This is a genomic window from Micromonospora sp. WMMD558 (assembly GCF_049315255.1).
Taxonomy (GTDB): Bacteria; Actinomycetota; Actinomycetes; order Mycobacteriales; family Micromonosporaceae; genus Micromonospora.
In genome coordinates, this window is sequence record NZ_CP186061.1 from 5,313,116 (window position 1) to 5,331,753 (window position 18,638).

General features: G+C 70.3%; 11 protein-coding genes and 3 rRNA genes. 6 read left to right on the top strand and 8 right to left on the bottom strand.

The features are described 5' to 3' along the window. Nucleotides 1-66: 66 nt before the first annotated feature. The 4 genes from rrf to tyrS form a co-directional block, all read right to left on the bottom strand. Nucleotides 67-183 (bottom strand): 5S ribosomal RNA (gene rrf, locus ACN26Y_RS25315). 83 nt (nt 184-266) lie between these two features. Further along, nucleotides 267-3,382, bottom strand: a 23S ribosomal RNA gene (locus tag ACN26Y_RS25320). A gap of 387 nt (nt 3,383-3,769) precedes the next feature. Beyond that, nucleotides 3,770-5,285, bottom strand: a 16S ribosomal RNA gene (locus ACN26Y_RS25325). The 16S, 23S and 5S rRNA genes sit together here, the layout of an rRNA operon. 631 nt (nt 5,286-5,916) lie before the next feature. After that, nucleotides 5,917-7,203 (bottom strand): tyrosine--tRNA ligase, encoded by a 1,287-nt coding sequence (gene tyrS, locus ACN26Y_RS25330; protein WP_155334287.1) that lies wholly within the window; start codon nt 7,201-7,203, stop codon nt 5,917-5,919. Between the two features lie 98 nt (nt 7,204-7,301). Between tyrS and ACN26Y_RS25335 the strand changes: the two genes are divergently transcribed. Then, complete coding sequence (locus ACN26Y_RS25335; RefSeq protein WP_155332664.1) at nt 7,302-7,691, top strand: PaaI family thioesterase; 390 nt, start codon at nt 7,302-7,304, stop codon at nt 7,689-7,691. Between the two features lie 122 nt (nt 7,692-7,813). Here the strand turns inward: ACN26Y_RS25335 and ACN26Y_RS25340 are convergent, their stop codons facing one another. From ACN26Y_RS25340 to ACN26Y_RS25350, 3 genes are all read right to left on the bottom strand, one after another. Then, nucleotides 7,814-9,133: a hemolysin family protein gene (locus ACN26Y_RS25340; protein WP_155332665.1), complete on the bottom strand. Its 1,320-nt coding sequence runs from the start codon at nt 9,131-9,133 to the stop codon at nt 7,814-7,816. Between the two features lie 121 nt (nt 9,134-9,254). Next, on the bottom strand, nt 9,255-9,878 hold the full coding sequence (locus ACN26Y_RS25345) for a hypothetical protein (protein WP_155332666.1): 624 nt from the start codon (nt 9,876-9,878) through the stop codon (nt 9,255-9,257). Between the two features lie 25 nt (nt 9,879-9,903). Beyond that, nucleotides 9,904-10,401: a GNAT family N-acetyltransferase gene (locus ACN26Y_RS25350; RefSeq protein WP_155332667.1), complete on the bottom strand. Its 498-nt coding sequence runs from the start codon at nt 10,399-10,401 to the stop codon at nt 9,904-9,906. A gap of 179 nt (nt 10,402-10,580) precedes the next feature. On the opposite strand from ACN26Y_RS25350, the gene ppdK reads away from it, so the two are divergent. The 4 genes from ppdK to ACN26Y_RS25370 all read left to right on the top strand — a co-directional run bounded on the left by ppdK (nt 10,581) and on the right by ACN26Y_RS25370 (nt 15,296). Beyond that, the gene (gene ppdK / locus ACN26Y_RS25355; protein ID WP_155332668.1) at nt 10,581-13,241 is read left to right on the top strand and encodes a pyruvate, phosphate dikinase; all 2,661 of its coding nucleotides are present in this window, start codon (nt 10,581-10,583) and stop codon (nt 13,239-13,241) included. 14 nt (nt 13,242-13,255) lie between these two features. After that, nucleotides 13,256-13,702, top strand: coding sequence for a hypothetical protein (locus tag ACN26Y_RS25360; protein ID WP_155332669.1), 447 nt, complete (start codon nt 13,256-13,258; stop codon nt 13,700-13,702). A gap of 246 nt (nt 13,703-13,948) precedes the next feature. After that, nucleotides 13,949-14,959 (top strand): alcohol dehydrogenase AdhP, encoded by a 1,011-nt coding sequence (gene adhP, locus ACN26Y_RS25365; protein WP_155332670.1) that lies wholly within the window; start codon nt 13,949-13,951, stop codon nt 14,957-14,959. Nucleotides 14,960-15,065: 106 nt separating this feature from the next. After that, nucleotides 15,066-15,296: a hypothetical protein gene (locus tag ACN26Y_RS25370; protein WP_155332671.1), complete on the top strand. Its 231-nt coding sequence runs from the start codon at nt 15,066-15,068 to the stop codon at nt 15,294-15,296. A 41-nt stretch (nt 15,297-15,337) separates the two neighbouring features. Here ACN26Y_RS25370 and ACN26Y_RS25375 read toward each other — a convergent pair whose 3' ends face one another. Continuing rightward, nucleotides 15,338-15,814, bottom strand: coding sequence for a Crp/Fnr family transcriptional regulator (locus ACN26Y_RS25375; protein ID WP_155332672.1), 477 nt, complete (start codon nt 15,812-15,814; stop codon nt 15,338-15,340). 211 nt (nt 15,815-16,025) lie between these two features. Here ACN26Y_RS25375 and ACN26Y_RS25380 point away from each other — a divergent pair, with 211 nt between their 5' ends. Beyond that, a complete protein-coding gene (locus ACN26Y_RS25380) occupies nt 16,026-18,623 on the top strand; it encodes a cation-translocating P-type ATPase (protein ID WP_155332673.1) in 2,598 nt (865 codons plus the stop codon). Nucleotides 18,624-18,638: the final 15 nt, after the last annotated feature.

The window sequence follows — 18,638 nt, forward strand, 5'->3', positions numbered from 1 at the left end:
TGCGCCACCTGGGGCGCCACGCAGTCGAGGGCCGACCCGGATGGGGCGGCCCTCGACTGGAAGATTGTCCGGCGGTGTCCTACTCTCCCACACCCTCCCGAGTGCAGTACCATCGGCGCTGGAGGGCTTAGCTTCCGGGTTCGGAATGTTACCGGGCGTTTCCCCTCCGCCATGACCGCCGTAACTCTATCGACATGTCAAACAACACCCACACGGGTTTGTTGTTCGTTTGTCGGGAGTTGCACAGTGGACGCGTAGCAGCTTTGTTGGTCAAGTCCTCGGCCTATTAGTACCGGTCAACTGAACCCGTTACCGGGCTTACATTTCCGGCCTATCAACCCAGTCGTCTAGCTGGGGGCCTTACCCACCCCGAAAGGTGGTGGGATACCTCATCTTGAAGCGAGCTTCCCGCTTAGATGCTTTCAGCGGTTATCCCTTCCGAACGTAGCTAACCAGCCGTGCCCCTGGCGGGACAACTGGCACACCAGAGGTTCGTCCGTCCCGGTCCTCTCGTACTAGGGACAGCCCTTCTCAAGTATCCTACGCGCACGGCGGATAGGGACCGAACTGTCTCACGACGTTCTAAACCCAGCTCGCGTACCGCTTTAATGGGCGAACAGCCCAACCCTTGGGACCTGCTACAGCCCCAGGATGCGACGAGCCGACATCGAGGTGCCAAACCATCCCGTCGATATGGACTCTTGGGGAAGATCAGCCTGTTATCCCCGGGGTACCTTTTATCCGTTGAGCGACACCGCTTCCACATGCCAGTGCCGGATCACTAGTCCCGACTTTCGTCCCTGCTCGACCTGTCAGTCTCACAGTCAAGCTCCCTTGTGCACTTGCACTCAACACCTGATTGCCAACCAGGCTGAGGGAACCTTTGGGCGCCTCCGTTACCCTTTAGGAGGCAACCGCCCCAGTTAAACTACCCACCAGACACTGTCCCTGAACCGGATAACGGTCCGAAGTTAGATACCCAAACCAACCAGAGTGGTATTTCAAGATTGCCTCCACCCGCACTGGCGTGCGAGCTTCACCGGCTCCCACCTATCCTACACAAGCTAATTCAGATACCAATGTCAAGCTATAGTAAAGGTCCCGGGGTCTTTCCGTCCTGCCGCGCGTAACGAGCATCTTTACTCGTAGTGCAATTTCGCCGGGCCTGTGGTTGAGACAGTGGGGAAGTCGTTACGCCATTCGTGCAGGTCGGAACTTACCCGACAAGGAATTTCGCTACCTTAGGATGGTTATAGTTACCACCGCCGTTTACTGGCGCTTAAGTTCTCCGCTTCGCCCCCGAAAGAGCTAACAGGTCCCCTTAACGTTCCAGCACCGGGCAGGCGTCAGTCCATATACATCGAATTACTTCTTCGCATGGACCTGTGTTTTTAGTAAACAGTCGCTTCCCCCTGCTCTCTGCGGCCATACAACGCTCCACCCGCGCGGGGCTTCACGTCTCCGGCCCCCCTTCTCCCTAAGTTACGGGGGCAATTTGCCGAGTTCCTTAACCACAGTTCGCCCGATCGCCTCGGTATTCTCTACCTGACCACCTGTGTCGGTTTGGGGTACGGGCCGCTCGGAACTCGCTAGAGGCTTTTCTCGGCAGCATAGGATCACTGACTTCACCTGAATCGGCTCGGCATCACGTCTCAGCCTATGTGTGCTGCGGATTTGCCTACAGCACGGCCTACACGCTTACCCCGGCACAACCACCGGCCGGGCTCAGCTACCTTCCTGCGTCACCCCATCGCTTGACTACTACCCGCCAGGTTCCCACGCTCCCCGTGTTTGGTCCGAAGACCGCCCACAGATCGGGTGGTTAGCACAACGAGGTTCGTCAGGGTCGCTCCTTCGCGGGTACGGGAATATCAACCCGTTGTCCATCGACTACGCCTCTCGGCCTCGCCTTAGGTCCCGACTCACCCAGGGCGGATTAGCCTGGCCCTGGAACCCTTGGTCATCCGGCGGAAGGGTTTCTCACCCTTCTTTCGCTACTCATGCCTGCATTCTCACTCGTGCCGCGTCCACAACTGGGTCACCCCGCTGCTTCACCCCCGGCACGACGCTCCCCTACCCACCCACACACCTGCACCAACACCCCGAAGAGCGCCGGCGAAGTACTTGTGTGAGTGCCACAGCTTCGGCGGTGTGCTTGAGCCCCGCTACATTGTCGGCGCGGAACCACTTGACCAGTGAGCTATTACGCACTCTTTAAAGGGTGGCTGCTTCTAAGCCAACCTCCTGGTTGTCTATGCGACCCCACATCCTTTTCCACTTAGCACACGCTTAGGGGCCTTAGCTGGTGATCTGGGCTGTTTCCCTCTCGACTACGAAGCTTATCCCCCGCAGTCTCACTGCCGCGCTCTCACTTACCGGCATTCGGAGTTTGGCTGATTTCGGTAAGCTTGTGGGCCCCCTAGACCATCCAGTGCTCTACCTCCGGCAAGAAACACGCGACGCTGCACCTAAATGCATTTCGGGGAGAACCAGCTATCACGGAGTTTGATTGGCCTTTCACCCCTAACCACAGGTCATCCCCCAACTTTTCAACGTTGGTGGGTTCGGCCCTCCACGCGGTCTTACCCGCGCTTCAGCCTGCCCATGGCTAGATCACTCCGCTTCGGGTCTAGGACACGCGACTGAATCGCCCTATTCAGACTCGCTTTCGCTACGGCTCCCCCACACGGGTTAACCTCGCCACATGCCACTAACTCGCAGGCTCATTCTTCAAAAGGCACGCCGTCACCCCGCAAGGCTCCGACGGATTGTAGGCGAACGGTTTCAGGTACTATTTCACTCCCCTCCCGGGGTACTTTTCACCATTCCCTCACGGTACTCGTCCGCTATCGGTCACCAGGAAGTATTTAGGCTTACCAGGTGGTCCTGGCAGATTCACGGCAGATTTCAGGAGTCCGCCGCTACTCGGGAACACCCACAGAAGACCAGCTGCTTTCACCTACCGGACTATCACCGTCTACGGTCGGCCTTTCCAGACCATTCGACTAACAACTGGCTTTGTAACTCCTCACACGAGTGTCAGCTCGTGTAGCAGGGTCCCACAACCCCGACCACGCAACCCCTGACAGGTATCACACGCAGCCGGTTTAGCCTCAATCCGCTTTCGCTCGCCACTACTCACGGAATCACTGTTGTTTTCTCTTCCTACGGGTACTGAGATGTTTCACTTCCCCGCGTTCCCTCCACACACCCTATGAGTTCAGGTGCGGGTGACACCACATGACTGATGCCGGGTTCCCCCATTCGGACACCCTGGGATCACAGCTCGGTTGACAGCTCCCCCAGGCCTATCGCGGCCTCCCACGTCCTTCATCGGCTCCTGGTGCCAAGGCATCCACCGTTCGCCCTTGACAACTTGACCACAAAGATGCTCGCGTCCACTGTGCAATTCTCAACAAACGACCAACCCACAACCCGAAACACCCCACACCAGCAACCCCACCCCCACGGGGGCAGCATCCGGTATGCGAGGCCAGGCCGTGCCTGGCAACCAACCCTGGAACTCAACTCCAGGTCATGGTTTCCGAAAGGACAACCACCGGTTGTTCCTTCAGGACCCAACAGGGTGCCCATCATCCTCCCCCAGCCGCACCAGGACCCCGTTCCACACCACCGAAGTGGCCGTACTAGGAAGAACCCGGCCGTTGCCAGGGAAAAACTCGCCAGTGTCTCCGCCAATCGAGCACCCCGACCCGACATCCGCGGGCCGCGGGCTCCATACCACCCTTCGGTGGATGGTGCTCCTTAGAAAGGAGGTGATCCAGCCGCACCTTCCGGTACGGCTACCTTGTTACGACTTCGTCCCAATCGCCAGCCCCACCTTCGACGGCTCCCTCCCTGACGGGTTGGGCCACCGGCTTCGGGTGTTGCCGACTTTCGTGACGTGACGGGCGGTGTGTACAAGGCCCGGGAACGTATTCACCGCAGCGTTGCTGATCTGCGATTACTAGCGACTCCGACTTCACGGGGTCGAGTTGCAGACCCCGATCCGAACTGAGACCGGCTTTTTGGGATTCGCTCCACCTCACGGTATCGCAGCCCATTGTACCGGCCATTGTAGCATGCGTGAAGCCCTGGACATAAGGGGCATGATGACTTGACGTCATCCCCACCTTCCTCCGAGTTGACCCCGGCAGTCTTCGATGAGTCCCCGCCATAACGCGCTGGCAACATCGAACGAGGGTTGCGCTCGTTGCGGGACTTAACCCAACATCTCACGACACGAGCTGACGACAGCCATGCACCACCTGTGACCGCCCCCGAAGGACCCGACATCTCTGCCGGTTTTGCGGCCATGTCAAACCCAGGTAAGGTTCTTCGCGTTGCATCGAATTAATCCGCATGCTCCGCCGCTTGTGCGGGCCCCCGTCAATTCCTTTGAGTTTTAGCCTTGCGGCCGTACTCCCCAGGCGGGGCGCTTAATGCGTTAGCTGCGGCACAGGGAACCGGAGAGGCCCCCCACACCTAGCGCCCAACGTTTACAGCGTGGACTACCAGGGTATCTAATCCTGTTCGCTCCCCACGCTTTCGCTCCTCAGCGTCAGTATCGGCCCAGAGACCCGCCTTCGCCACCGGTGTTCCTCCTGATATCTGCGCATTTCACCGCTACACCAGGAATTCCAGTCTCCCCTACCGAACTCTAGCCTGCCCGTATCGACTGCAGGCCCGCAGTTGAGCCGCGGGTTTTCACAGTCGACGCGACAAGCCGCCTACGAGCTCTTTACGCCCAATAAATCCGGACAACGCTCGCGCCCTACGTCTTACCGCGGCTGCTGGCACGTAGTTGGCCGGCGCTTCTTCTGCAGGTACCGTCACTTCCGCTTCGTCCCTGCTGAAAGAGGTTTACAACCCGAAGGCCGTCATCCCTCACGCGGCGTCGCTGCATCAGGCTTCCGCCCATTGTGCAATATTCCCCACTGCTGCCTCCCGTAGGAGTCTGGGCCGTGTCTCAGTCCCAGTGTGGCCGGTCGCCCTCTCAGGCCGGCTACCCGTCGTCGCCTTGGTAGGCCATCACCCCACCAACAAGCTGATAGGCCGCGAGCCCATCCCAGGCCGAAAAACTTTCCACCCCCCACCATGCGGCAGGAAGTCCTATCCGGTATTAGCCCCGGTTTCCCGGGGTTATCCCAAAGCCTAGGGCAGGTTGCTCACGTGTTACTCACCCGTTCGCCGCTCGAGTACCCCGAAGGGCCTTTCCGCTCGACTTGCATGTGTTAAGCACGCCGCCAGCGTTCGTCCTGAGCCAGGATCAAACTCTCCAACAAAAACCTGTTGAAAAACTGTCCCGACAACAAAGTGTTGCCAAAGGAATCCCAACCAGCCGAAACCACAGCCTCGACCAGTCCGGGGTATAAAACAATTTGGCACTGGCTTATCAAGCACCCTGTTGAGTTCTCAAAGAACAACCACACACCATCAGAAACCCACACCGTGGGCCCCATCCGGGGCTTCACTCCCACCCACCGCTCTCGCGCCGGGCACTTTTACTACGTTACCCGGTGGTTTCCGCCGTGTCAAACCGCTCTGTGGCGCTTTGTCGTGCTTCACACCATTTCCGGGGCACCACATCGCGACCGACTCTCGTCGTTCGCTTCATGGTTCCAGCAGACCGGCCGCTGCGGTTTCCCGCGAGCGCGCCCGGCTCCCTGCCGGCCGTTAACCTTACCCGGTCGGTTCCGCCTCACCAAATCCGCCTCCCGGCAGATCCGGGGCACCGCCCGGTCCAGGTTCGCACGGATAGCAACCGCACGCCCCTGAGGTCATTCCCGCGCTCCGGCCGTTCAGGACTTTCGCCCTTTTTCGCCCGTTCCGCGCTGGCAGAGAGAAAGGTACGCGTCCGGCGGAGTGATCGTCAAATCCGCCGGACGCGTCCCCGGTCACACTCTCGACGTACGCCTATTTCCGCAGCTCGACGCCCGCGAACGAGCGCTTGCCGCGGCGCAGCACCAGGTACCGGCCGTGCAACAGGTCCTCCGGGGTGACCACCGCGTCGGCCGACGTCACCCGGTTGTTGTTGATGTAGGCGCCCCCCTCGGCGATGACCCGCCGCGCCTCCTTGTTGCTCGGCACCAGGCCCGACTCCCTGAGCAGGCTGGCCACATCGGGCAGCTCGTCGAGGTGGACCAGCCCGGCCTCGGTGAGCGCCGCCCGCAGGGTGACCGGGGACAGCTCCTCCAACGAGCCCCGCCCGAAGAGAGCCTGGCTGGCCGCGACGACCTGGGCCATCTCCCGCTCGCCGTGCACGAGGGTGGTGAGCTCCTCGGCCAGGGCCCGCTGGGCGGCCCGGGCCGCCGGCCGTTCCGCCGTCTCCTTCTCCAGCGCCTCCAGGTCCGCCCGTGGACGGAAGCTGAAGAATCGCAGGTACCGGCTCACGTCCCGGTCGTCGACGTTGACCCAGAACTGGTAGAAGGCATACGGGCTGGTCATCTCCGGGTCCAGCCAGATGGCGCCACCCTCGGTCTTGCCGAACTTCGTCCCGTCCGACCTGGTCACCAGAGGCGTGGTGAAGGCCTCGACCGGGCCGGCACCCCGGCGGCGGATGTAGTCGACGCCGGCGGTGATGTTGCCCCACTGGTCGGAGCCGCCGTACTGGAGCTGGCAGCCGTGCCGGCGGTGCAGCTCGAAGAAGTCGTTGGCCTGCAGCAGCTGGTAGCTGAACTCGGTGAAGCTGATCCCGCTCTCCAGCCGGGCCCTGACCACCTCGCGGGCCAGCATCTTGTTGACCGGGAAGTGCTTGCCGACGTCGCGCAGGAACTCGACCACCGACATCTCGGCGGTCCAGTCCAGGTTGTTGACCAGCTGCGCCGCGTTGGCGCCCTGGTACGACACGAACGGCGCGAGCTGCTCGCGGATCCGGGCGACCCAGCCGGCCACGACCTCCGGCGGGTTGAGCGTGCGCTCCGCGCTCTCCTTCGGGTCGCCGATCTGGCCGGTCGCACCGCCCACCAGCAGCAGCGGCCGGTGGCCGGCGAGCTGGAGCCGCCGGGCGGTGGTGACCTGCATGAGGTGGCCGACGTGCAGGCTCGGCGCGGTGGGGTCGAAGCCCACATAGAAGGCCGCTCCCGGGCCGTCGAGCAGCGCGCGCAGCTCGTCCAGGCCGGTGGAGTCCTGGATCAGGCCGCGCCACCGCAGGTCGTCGAAGAGAGAGTCCCGCCCGGACGGCGGGAGGCTGGTGTCGGTCACGGTCACCGATTCTCCCCCATGACCGGCCTCCGCCCGTACCGGGTTTGCCGGTCCGGTGCCCGCTACGCTGGCCGCCTGCTCATTGAGGAGGGGTCTTCGTGGACGAGCCGGACCTGACGGGTGGTTTCGTGGCGCTGCTCGGTCTGAAGTTCGATGAGGCGAGTGCCGACCGGGTGGTCATCCGGTGGCAGGTCCGCCCCGAGCTGCACCAGCCGTTCGGCATCCAGCACGGCGGCGTGTACTGCTCGGTCGTGGAGACCGCGGCCAGCGTCGGCGGCGCGCTGTGGCTGGGTGACCGGGGCCAGGTGGTCGGCGTGTCGAACCAGACCGACTTCCTCCGCGCGGTCCGCGACGGGGAGCTGACCGCCGTCGGGACGCCCGTGCACCGGGGTCGCAGCCAGCAGCTGTGGCAGGTGGAGGTCACCGACGGCGACGACCGGCTGATCGCGCGCGGCCAGGTCCGCCTCCAGAACCTCACGCCCGCCTGACCGCCGCCACCGCCGGCCCGTCCCGGCCGCCCCGCACCGCGCCGGCCCGACCCGGTACGCGCACAGCCCGCCCGCCGGAGGCCACGCGACCGCCGGGACGGTGGAGGTCGGGCGGTGACCGGTCAGGAGCGGGACGGGTCGAGGGCCGGGGTGGCCTCGTCGTCGCGGGCGGGCGCGGCCCGGCGTACCCGCACCTGGTCGATGGCGCGGTGGTCGACGCGGGTCACCTCCAGCTCCCACCCGTCGACCGTGACGCTCTCCCCGGCCACGGTCGGGATGTGGCCGAGGCCGGCGAGGACCAGCCCGGCGACCGTGGTGTAGTCGCCGCTGGGCCGGCCGGGCAGGTCGACGCCGACATCGGGTAGGTCGTGCACGGGGAACGTGCCGGGCAGCAGCATCGACCCGTCCGGGTCGGTGCGTACCGAGCGGACGTCCCGGTCGGTCTCGTCGTAGATCTCGCCGACGATCTCCTCGAGGATGTCCTCGAGGGTGACGATCCCGTCGACCGCGCCGCGCTCGTCCACCACCAGGGCGATGTGCTGCCGCTCCGCCTTGAACTGGCGCAGCGCCTCGACCACCGGCAGCGAGTCGGGCAGCAGCATCGGCGGGCGGGCGATCTCGTCGACCGGCCGGGCGTCCGGCATGCCGACCAGGTCACGCAGGTGGATCACGCCGACCGCGTCGTCGAGCCCGCCGTGCCGGACCACCGGCGCCCGGGAGTGGCCGGTGGCGGCGAGCACCAGCCGGGCGGCCTCCGCGGTGGTGCCGCTGTCGAGCGTGAAGACCTGCAACCGGGGTACGAGCACCGCCTTGAGCTGCCGGTCGGCGATCTCCACCGCCCCGGCGATGATCATGCGCTGTTCCTTGGTGAAGCCGTGGTTGCTGGCGACGATGTCACGTAGCTCGTCCGGGCCGATCTCGTCCGGCTCGTGCTTCGGGTCGAGCCCCACCAGGCGGACCACCAGGTCGCTGGTCGCGCCGAGCGCCCAGACCGCCGGCCGGGTGAGACCGGCGAGCACGTCCAGCGGGCGGGCCACCAGCAGCGCCCACCGCTCGGCGGCCTGCATGGCGATCCGCTTCGGCGCCAACTCGCCGAAGACCAGCGTGACGAACGTCAGCGCCAGGGTGACCAGCACGATCGCGACCGTCTCGGCGGCGCCGCCCAGCGGCGCCAGCAGCGGCACCAGGGGCCGGGCCAGGGACACCGCGGCGGCCGCCGAGGCCAGGAACCCGGCCAGGGTGATGCCGATCTGGATGGTGGCGAGGAAACGGTTCGGGTCGCGGGCGAGGCGGGCCAGCGTACGCCCGGCCCGGCTGGTGCGTTCGAGGCGCTGGATCTGGCTGTCCCGCAGCGACACCAGCGCCATCTCGCTGCCCGCGAAGAGCGCGTTCAGGACGACCAGGACACCCACCAGGGCCAGTTGGCTCCCGTAGCTCTGCACGCCGGGTACTCCTCCTGCGGACCGCGCCGGCGTCCGTCGCCGGCACCGCCGGGCGGGGCGGCGCCGGCGTACGCGCATCTGTGCCCCGCGGAGGGGCCACCGAACCCTCGGCGGGGAGGTGTCACGCCGAGGCGGGCAGATCCAGCACGTACGCGTCGCCCTGGGGGCGGAACCCGAGCCGGTGGTAATAGGGCGCGACCATGCCGGGCGGGCTGACCACCCGGCGGAACCCGCGGTCGGTGAACAGCCGGCTGCGCCGGTACACGAACTCGCCCGGGGTGAAGTCGCGGAACCGGCGGGTGACGTAGTCGAGGTCGATCTGCGCCACCCCGCCGGGCTCGGCGTGCGACAGCACCACCCCGACGACCTCGTCGGCCTTCATCACCACGAACGCCGACCGCTCCCCCTCCGGCGGCCAGGTGAAGCCGGGGTTGAACCGGGCGATGTCGGCCGCGTGCACGCGGAGGGTGTGGGCCAGGAACTGGTCGTCGACGCCCACCTCGACCACCTCGTAGGTCGCCTCGTCGTGCCGGGTGGCGAGCATGGTGCGCAGGTACCAGACGTTGATCGCCGCCAGCACCACGTTCAACCCGACCATCGGCCACACCTGCACCGCGGCGTTGTAGCCGATGAGGATGAGGCAGCCGATCAGGTTCAGGGCGCGCAGCCGGAGGATGCGCGTCTGCAGCAGCGACCAGACCAGCACCGCGGAGCCGGTCCAGCCGATCAGTTCCAGCCAGTTCACCCCGCGAGGGTAGTGCCTGCCCTGGTCAGGCCGGGTCGGGGGCCTGGCCCGACAGCTCCAGGATCCACTCCTCGACCTCGGCGCCGCGTCCGTGGGCGTAGCCGCGGTCCTCGCCGGTGACGACGAACCCGCACTTGCGGAGCACCGCGAGCGACGCCCGGTTGTCCTTGGCGGCGCGGGCGTGCACCGGCCGGCGGGACACCTCACCCAACAGGGCGGCGAGCGCCCCGGTGGCGTACCCCCGGCCCCACCGGCGGGGGTCGATCCAGTAGCTGACCTCGGTGCGCCCGTCGGCCGGGAAAACGTTCACGTGGCCGACCACCTCGCCGTCGACGACCACCGTGCGCGACATCACGGCCGGGTCCGCGCGGACCCGGCGCCAGTGGGCGTCGAACGCGGCGCGGTCTGCCGGGTCCGCCGGGCCGAACGCCGCCATCCAGTTGGCCTCGGCGTCCAACTGGTGGGTGAAGAAGAGCGGCAGATCGTCGTCGAGCACCGGGCGCAGTCGCAGTTGGGCGGTCACAGACGCCGAGGATAGGGCGTGGGGCCGACATTACGGACGAGCGGCGGCGGGCCGGGCCCGCCGCGGATCGGGACCTCTGGCCCGCACGGGGTCCCGTCCGGCCCTGCCGGGGCCACGGCGCTCGGGGCTACCAACGAAGGGGGACGACGTCCCGCGGGCGACGGAGGAGGCCGGCAGCGATGACGAGATACGTCTACGACTTCATCGAGGGCGACCGGAGCAGGGCGGACCTGCTCGGCGGCAAGGGCGCGAACCTGGCCGAGATGACGCGGCTCGGGCTGCCGGTGCCGCCCGGCTTCACCGTGACCACGGAGGCGTGCCGGGCGTACCTGGCCGAGGGCCGGCCGCCGGTCGGCCTGTTCGACGAGGTCAACGCGCACCTGCGGGAGATCGAGGCCCGGCTGGACCGGCGGCTCGGCGACCCGCACGACCCGTTGCTGCTCGCGGTCCGCTCCGGTGGGCGGTACTCGATGCCGGGGATGATGGAGACGATCCTCGACATCGGCCTCAACGACGCCACGGTGGCCGGCCTGGCCGCGCGGACCGGTGACGAGCGCTTCGCATGGGACTCCTACCGCCGCTTGATCCAGATGTTCGGGCGGACCGTGCACGGCGTACCGGCCGAGGAGTTCGAACGGGAGCTGGCCGCGGTCCGCGCCGCCGCCGGGCCGGCCGGGCCGGACGCGGCGACGCTGCGCGCGCTGGTCGACACGTACAAGAAGGTGTACGCCGGGCAGGTCGGGCACGACTTCCCCCAGGCCCCGCACGAGCAGCTCTACCTGGCCGTCCGCGCGGTCTTCGAGTCGTGGAACGCCGAGCGCGCGGTGCTCTACCGCCGACGCGAGCACATCCCGGACGACCTCGGCACCGCGGTCACCGTGATGGCGATGGTCTTCGGCAACCTGGGCGCGGACTCCGGCACCGGGGTGGCGTTCACCCGCGACCCGGCCACCGGGGAGCCGGGCGTGTACGGCGACTACCTGCCCGACGCGCAGGGCGAGGACGTGGTGGCCGGCGTCCGGAACACGGTGCCGCTGGCCGAGCTGGAACGGACCGACCCGGCGAGCTTCGGCGAGCTGATGCGGATCATGGGTGTCCTGGAACGGCACTACCGGGACCTGTGCGACGTGGAGTTCACCATCGAGCGCGGCCGGTTGTGGATGTTGCAGACCCGGGTCGGCAAGCGCACGCCCGGCGCGGCGTTCACGATCGCCGCGCAGCTCGTCGACGAGGGCCTGATCACTGCCGACGAGGCGCTGCACCGGGTCGACGGCGGCCAGCTGGCCCAGCTGATGTTCCCGGCGTTCGACCTCGCGGTGGCGCCGCCGCCGCTCACCACCGGGGTCGGCGCGTCGCCCGGCGCGGCGGTCGGCGCGATCGTCTTCGACTCGGCGGCTGCCGTCGCGGCGACCGGACCGGTGATCCTGGTCCGGCAGGAGACCAACCCGGACGACCTGCCCGGCATGATCGCCGCCTCGGGTGTGCTCACCGCGCGCGGTGGCAAGACGTCGCACGCCGCCGTGGTGGCCCGCGGCATGGGACGGACCTGCGTCTGCGGCGCCGAGGAGCTGCGGATCGACGCGGAGCGCGGCGAGGTCGTGGTCGGCGACCGGGTGCTCCGGGCCGGTGACGTGGTCTCCGTCGACGGCAGCACCGGCGCGGTGTACCCCGGCGAGGTGCCGGTCGCGCCGTCCCCTGTCGCCCGCTACCTCGCCGGTGAGCTGGTCCCGGAGTCCGACCGCCTGGTCGCCGCCGTGGACCGGCTGCTCCGGCACGCCGACGCGGTCCGCCGGCTGGGGGTGCGCGCCAACGCCGACACGGCCGTCGACGCCCGGCGGGCCCGCGCGTACGGGGCGGCCGGGATCGGGCTGTGCCGGACCGAGCACATGTTCCTCGGCGAGCGCCGGGAGTTGGTGGAGCGCGTGATCCTCGCCGACGACCCGGCGACCCGGGCCACCGCCCTGGCCGCGCTGCTGCCCGTGCAGCGGGCGGACTTCGTCGAGATCCTGGCCGCGATGGACGGGCTTCCGGTGACGGTCCGGCTGCTCGACCCGCCGCTGCACGAGTTCCTGCCACCCCTGCACGAGCTGACCGCCCGGGTGGCCCGCGCCGAGGCGCTGGGCGAGGACCCGGGACGGGACGGCGTCCTGCTGGCGGCCGTCCGGCGGATGCACGAGGCGAACCCCATGCTGGGGCTGCGCGGGGTTCGGCTCGGCCTGGCCGTTCCCGGCCTGTTCGCCGTGCAGGTCCGGGCCCTCGCCGAGGCGGCGGCGCAGCGGGTCAGCGCCGGCGGGGACCCCCGGCCGGAGATCATGGTCCCGCTCGTCACCGACGTGCGGGAGCTGACCGCCGTCCGCGCCGAGATCGAGGAGGTCCTCGCCGGCGTACCGGGCGTCCCACCGATCCCGGTCGGCACGATGGTCGAGACGCCCCGCGCCGCGCTGACCGCCGGGGACCTCGCCCACGAGGCGCACTTCTTCTCCTTCGGCACCAACGACCTGACCCAGACGACCTGGGCGTTCTCCCGCGACGACGTGGAGGCCACGTTCGTCGGCACGTACCTGGAGCGCGGCATCCTCGGCGTCTCCCCGTTCGAGACGGTCGACGCGGCCGGAGTGGGCCGGCTGGTCCGGCTGGCCGTGGCCGAGGGTCGGGCGGCCCGCCCGGACCTCACCGTCGGGCTGTGCGGGGAGCACGGCGGCGACCCGGCGTCGATCGCCTTCTTCGCCGACGCCGGCCTGGACTACGTCTCGTGCTCGCCGTACCGGGTGCCGATCGCCCGGCTGGCCGCCGGCCGGGCCGCCGTCGACCCGGCCGGCGGCGCGTCCGACTCCCGTTGAGAGGGGTGGCTGCCATGACCGCGATCCTCAACCCCACCGGACCCGCGCCGTCCACCCCGCCGGTCCCCCGGCCGGCAGCCGCTGCGGCGGAGCGCCCGGCGGCCGGCGTACCCGTCGGTCCGGTGCTGGACCTGCCGGGCGAGCCGGCGGCGGCGCTGGTGCCGGTCAACCGCGACGGCCGGCCGGTCGGGGCGTTCGTCCTCTCCGACGGCCGGGTGCGCTACCGGCCGGTGCTCGACCCGGACCGGCTGCTCGCCGCGACGGCCGGTGTCGTCGCGCTCGGCCTGCTCGCGGCCGGTGCGGCGGTGGCCGCCCGGCGCCGGCCGCCGGCGATCGGCACGGTGACCATGGGACCGGGCGGCTGGGTCAGCCTCAAGGGTCTGCCGCTGCCGCCGGCACGGACGCCGCGTCCCTGGTGGGCACGCCTGCTGCGGGCCCGCCGCCTGGTCGTCCAGCGCTGACCGACCCGCGGGCGCCGCCGTCCCCCGGCCCGGCGCCCGCCACGGCCGCGTGTCCCGCGCGGCCCGCCGTCCCCGGTCGGGGCGCGGACGTCGTCCCCCTGCCGTCCGCGCCCCGCCGGGGCGGCCCCGTCTCGTCGACGGGGGCCGGAGGTCCCGGTCCGGCCGGTCCTGCGCCTCTCCCCGGTTCGGGCCGGGAGGACGAGGCTGGTGACAGGAACCGAGAGGAAGCGATGAAGGGAGGTCCCGATGCGTGCCACCGTCGTCACCGCGTTCGACCGTCCACTGGAGATCCTCGACGTGCCGGTCCCGGAACCCGGCCCCGGCCAGGTGCTGGTCCGGATCGAGGCGAGCGGGCTCTGCCACACCGACATCCACGCCGCCCGGGGTGACTGGCCGGTCAAGCCGAACCCGCCGTTCGTTCCGGGGCACGAGGGCGTCGGCATCGTCGAGCGGGTCGGCCCCGGCGTCACCGAACACGCCGTGGGCGACCGGGTCGCCCTGCCCTGGCTCGGCTGGGCCTGCGGCACCTGCGACTACTGCGTCAGCGGCTGGGAGACGCTGTGCGAGTCCCAGCGCAACACCGGCTACTCCGTCGACGGCGCGCACGCCGAGTACGCCGTCGCGTCCGCCCGGTACGCGGTGCGCGTGCCCGACGGCGTGAACCCGGTCGAGGCCGCGCCGCTGACCTGCGCCGGGGTCACCACGTACAAGGCGGTGAAGGTCGCCGACGTGCGACCCGGCGACCGGGTGGCGATCTTCGGCATCGGCGGGCTCGGACACCTCGCGCAGCAGTACGCGCAGCTGCACGGCGGCGAGACGGTCGCCGTGGACGTGACCGCCGAGAAGCTGGCCCTGGCCACCGACCTCGGCGCGACGCACACGGTGAACGCGGCCGCGGTCGACCCGGTCGAGGCGATCACCGCCCTCGGCGGCGTGGATGTGGCCGTCGTGCTGGCCGCCAGCCCGACCGTGATCGAGCAGGCACACCGCTGCCTGCGCCGAGGCGGCCGGCTCGTGCTGGTGTCGCTGCCGAAGGACAACTCGATCACCCTGCCGGTGTTCGAGACCGTCCTGAAGGGCATCCGGGTGCTCGGCTCGATCGTCGGCACCCGCGCCGACCTCGCCGAGGTGTTCCGGCTGCACGCCGCCGGCCGTACCCGGGTCGTCCTGGAGACCCGCAAGCTCGACGAGATCAACGAGGCGATCGAGGACGTGCTCGCCGGCCGGGTCGCCGCCCGCCTGGTGATCCAGCCCTGAACCCCGCTGTCCGGCCCGGCCGCCCCTGCACACCGGCGGCCGGGCCGCGGGCTGCCCACCGGGCGGTTGCGGCACCCGCGGGCCGCGGCGCCGCGACAATGGCGGCATGGCGATGAACGTACGACCCACGCGTGCGCTCGGGGCGGCTGCCGGCGGCGCCGGCGCGGCCGGGGCGGCGTCTCTCGGGGCCCTCGCGGTGGGTGCCCTGGCCGTGGGCGCGGTCGCGGTGGGCGCGCTGGCGGTCGGGCGGCTCGCGATCCGGCGGGCGGTGATCCGGGAGCTGCGCATCGGCCGGCTGGAGGTCGACGAGGTGGTGGTGCGCTCGCGCGACGGGTAGCGGGCCGACGGAGACCGTTGGGGGCGCCGCCGCCGCGCCGGTCAGCCCGTCGGCGGGAGCGCGGTCGGGTAGCCGTACACGTCGAGCAGCCGCCCCCGGGCCGCCTGGAGGCGGTCCACCACGATGGCCATGAAGCGCGTGGTCAGCTCCTTGCCCAGGGCGTCGTCGGTCTCGATGAGCCGGCGGACGGCCGCGGCGGTGAACTCCACCGCCGTACTGCGCTGGACGGCCACCGCGCCGAACTGCCAGCGGTACGGCGGGAAGAGCCAGGACCAGCCCAGCACGCCGCCCGGACCGATCGACTCGATCACGACGGCACCGCGGCCGGGCACCGTGACGTCCAGCACCACCTCACCGCCCCGTACCAGCCAGAAACGCTCCGCCGGACGTCCCGGCTGGAACAGCCGCTGGCCGGGGTGCCACACCACCGGGCGCGCGTACGCGGCGAGCCGCGACAGCGACGCCTCGGGCAGCTCGGCGACGAACGGGTGTGCGCGGAGCACGTCGAGTGTGGTCATGGTCGCCGCCCTCCCGACCCGGGTACGGATCCGCCACGTCCATGTCACCCCGTCGGGAACCGGCGCGGCAGGGCCGTTGGTCCCGGATCGTGCGGGAGATCGCCCCTGCCCGGCCGTCCGGACGCGTCCCACGCTGGACGTGGGACGGTGCGCCGGCGGGGCGCGCCACGGCAAGACTCGGAGGGCCGCGGTGGCCGGGGGCGTACGCACGATGACGGAACTCGCCACGGCGCCGCCGTCGACGGGCGGCCTGACCTCGGCGGAGGCCGCCGCGCGGCTGCGGGCGGACGGCCCGAACGCGGCGGCCGCGCCGCACCGCCGGCACCTCGCCACCCGGGTGCTGCGCCAGCTCACCGACCCTCTCGTCGCGCTGCTGCTGGCGGCCGCCGTGGTCACGACGGTGCTGCGCGACTACCCGGACACCGCCGTGATCCTGCTGGTCGTGCTGGTCAACACCGCGATCGGCGTGATCCAGGAGGTCCGCGCCGACCGCGCCATCGCCGCCCTGGACCAGCTCGCGGCGCCGACCGCCCGGGTGGTCCGGGACGGCCGGGACCTGGTCCTGCCCGCCGCCGAGGTGGTCGTCGGCGACCTGGTCCGGGTCGAGGCCGGGGACGTGGTCCCCGCCGACCTGCTGCTCACCGACGCCGCCCGGCTCGGCGTGGACGAGTCGGCGCTCACCGGCGAGTCGGTGCCGGTCAGCCGGGTGACGGGTGCGGAGGCGAGCGCGGGAACGGTGGTCACCACCGGCCGCGCCACCGGGACGGTGGTGCGCACCGGCGCCGCCAGCGCCCTGGGCCGGATCACCGCCCTGGTCACCGCGACCCGGCCGGCCGCCACCCCGCTACAGCGGCGGCTGGCCGCCCTCGGCCGGGTCCTGGGCCTGGCCGCCGTGGTCCTGTCCGGGCTGGTCTTCATCGTCGGCGTCCTGGGCGGCCGGCCCGTGGTCGACATGGCGGTCACCGCGGTGAGCCTGGTGGTGGCGGCGGTGCCGGAGTCGTTGCCCGCCGTGGTGACGCTCGCTCTCGCGCTCGGCGCCCGCCGGATGGCCGGCGCCCGGGCGATCCCCCGCCGGCTGCACGCGGTGGAGACGCTCGGCTCGGTCACCGTCATCGCGTCCGACAAGACCGGCACCCTCACCGAGGGACGGATGGCCGTGCAGCACGCCGTCACCGCCGACGGCGCCGGCTACGGGATCACCGGGACGGGGTACGCGCCGCACGGTGCCGTGCACCGCCGGGGCGAGCCGGTGCCGGTGCCGGACGAGCTGCGCCGGCTGGCGCGGGCGGGACTGCTGTGCAACGACGCCACCCTGGCCCCGCCCACCGACGAGCGGCCGGAGTGGGCGGCGGTCGGTGACCCGCTCGAAGCCGCGCTGGTGGCGTTCGCCGCCCGCTGCGGCCTCGACCCGGAGCGCACCAGGGCCGCCTGGCCACGGGTCGCCGAGGCTCCGTTCGACCAGGATCTGCGGCGGATGACCACGGTGCACCGCTCGTGCGACGGCCGGCACCTGGTGGTCTGCAAGGGCGCGCCGGAGAACGTGCTCGCCCGGCCGCTCGTCGACGCCACCGACGCGGACATCGCCGACCTGACCGCCGCCGCACACCGGCTCGCCGCCGAGGGGCTGCGGGTGCTCGCGGTCGCCTCCGCCATCGTCGACGCGCCGCCGGCCGACCCGGCCCGACCGACCGGGCTGCTCCCGGCCGGGCTGGTCGCGGTCGGCGACCCGCTGCGCGCCGGGGCCGCCGACATCGCCGGCGACTTCGGCGCCGCCGGGGTGCGCCTCCTCCTCGTCACCGGCGACCACCCGGCCACCGCCGCCGCGATCGGCGGCCAGCTCGGGCTCTGGCGGGACGGCGACCCGCTCGCCCGCGGCGACGACGGCGGCCTGGCCGACGCGCACCCCGACACCCGGGTGTACGCGCGGACACAGCCCGACCAGAAGCTGGACATCATCGCCGGGCTGCAGGCCCGCGGGCACGTGGTGGCGATGACCGGGGACGGCGTGAACGACGCCCCGGCGCTGCGCCGCGCCGACATCGGCGTGGCGATGGGCGGCGGCACCGAAGTGGCCCGGCAGGCCGCCGATCTGGTGCTCGTCGACGACGACCTGTCCACGGTGGCCGCCGCCATCGGCGAGGGCCGCCGGATCTACGACAACATCCGCCGGTTCCTGCGGTACGCCCTCTCCGGCGGCGTCGCCGAGATCGCGGTGATGCTGCTCGGGCCGCTGTTCGGGCTGGCCGTACCGCTGCTGCCGGCGCAGATCCTCTGGGTCAACCTGCTCACCCACGGCGTACCCGGGGTGGCGCTGGGCGCGGAGCCGGCCGAGCCGGGCACGTTGCGGCGGGCGCCCCGCTCACCCTCGGAGTCGGTGCTCGGCGCCGGCCTCGGGCGCGACGTGCTGCTCACCGGCGCGCTGATCGGGACCGTCGTGCTCGGCGCCGGGGTGGCCGCCGCGTGGGCCGAGCGGCCGTGGCAGTCGGTGGTGTTCGTGGTCCTCGGCCTGGCACAGCTCGGTGTGGCGCTCGCGGTCCGCGCACCCCGCCCGGCCGGTGCGAGGCGCGGCAACCGGGCGCTGCCGCTCGCCGTGGCGGTCTCGGCGTCGCTCCAGGTCGCCGGGGTGCTGCTGCCGCCGCTGCGGGAGCTGCTCGGGACCGCACCGCTGGACGCCGTGGAGCTGCTGGCCTGCGCCGCCGTGAGCGTCCTGCCCGGGCTGGTCCTACGCCTGACCCGCCGGGACGGGACCAAGGACCCGGGCCTCGGGACGACCGCCTCTGACGGCCGCGCCGTGGGCGCGGCAGGCTGAGGGTGAAGGGAAGGA

Coding starts and splice junctions, on each gene's coding strand:
- ppdK (WP_155332668.1), top strand. CDS start 10,581: ATGACGAGATACGTCTACGACTTCATCGAGGGCGACCGGAGCAGGGCG.
- ACN26Y_RS25360 (WP_155332669.1), top strand. CDS start 13,256: ATGACCGCGATCCTCAACCCCACCGGACCCGCGCCGTCCACCCCGCCG.
- adhP (WP_155332670.1), top strand. CDS start 13,949: ATGCGTGCCACCGTCGTCACCGCGTTCGACCGTCCACTGGAGATCCTC.
- ACN26Y_RS25370 (WP_155332671.1), top strand. CDS start 15,066: ATGGCGATGAACGTACGACCCACGCGTGCGCTCGGGGCGGCTGCCGGC.
- ACN26Y_RS25375 (WP_155332672.1), bottom strand. CDS start 15,814: ATGACCACACTCGACGTGCTCCGCGCACACCCGTTCGTCGCCGAGCTG.
- ACN26Y_RS25380 (WP_155332673.1), top strand. CDS start 16,026: ATGACGGAACTCGCCACGGCGCCGCCGTCGACGGGCGGCCTGACCTCG.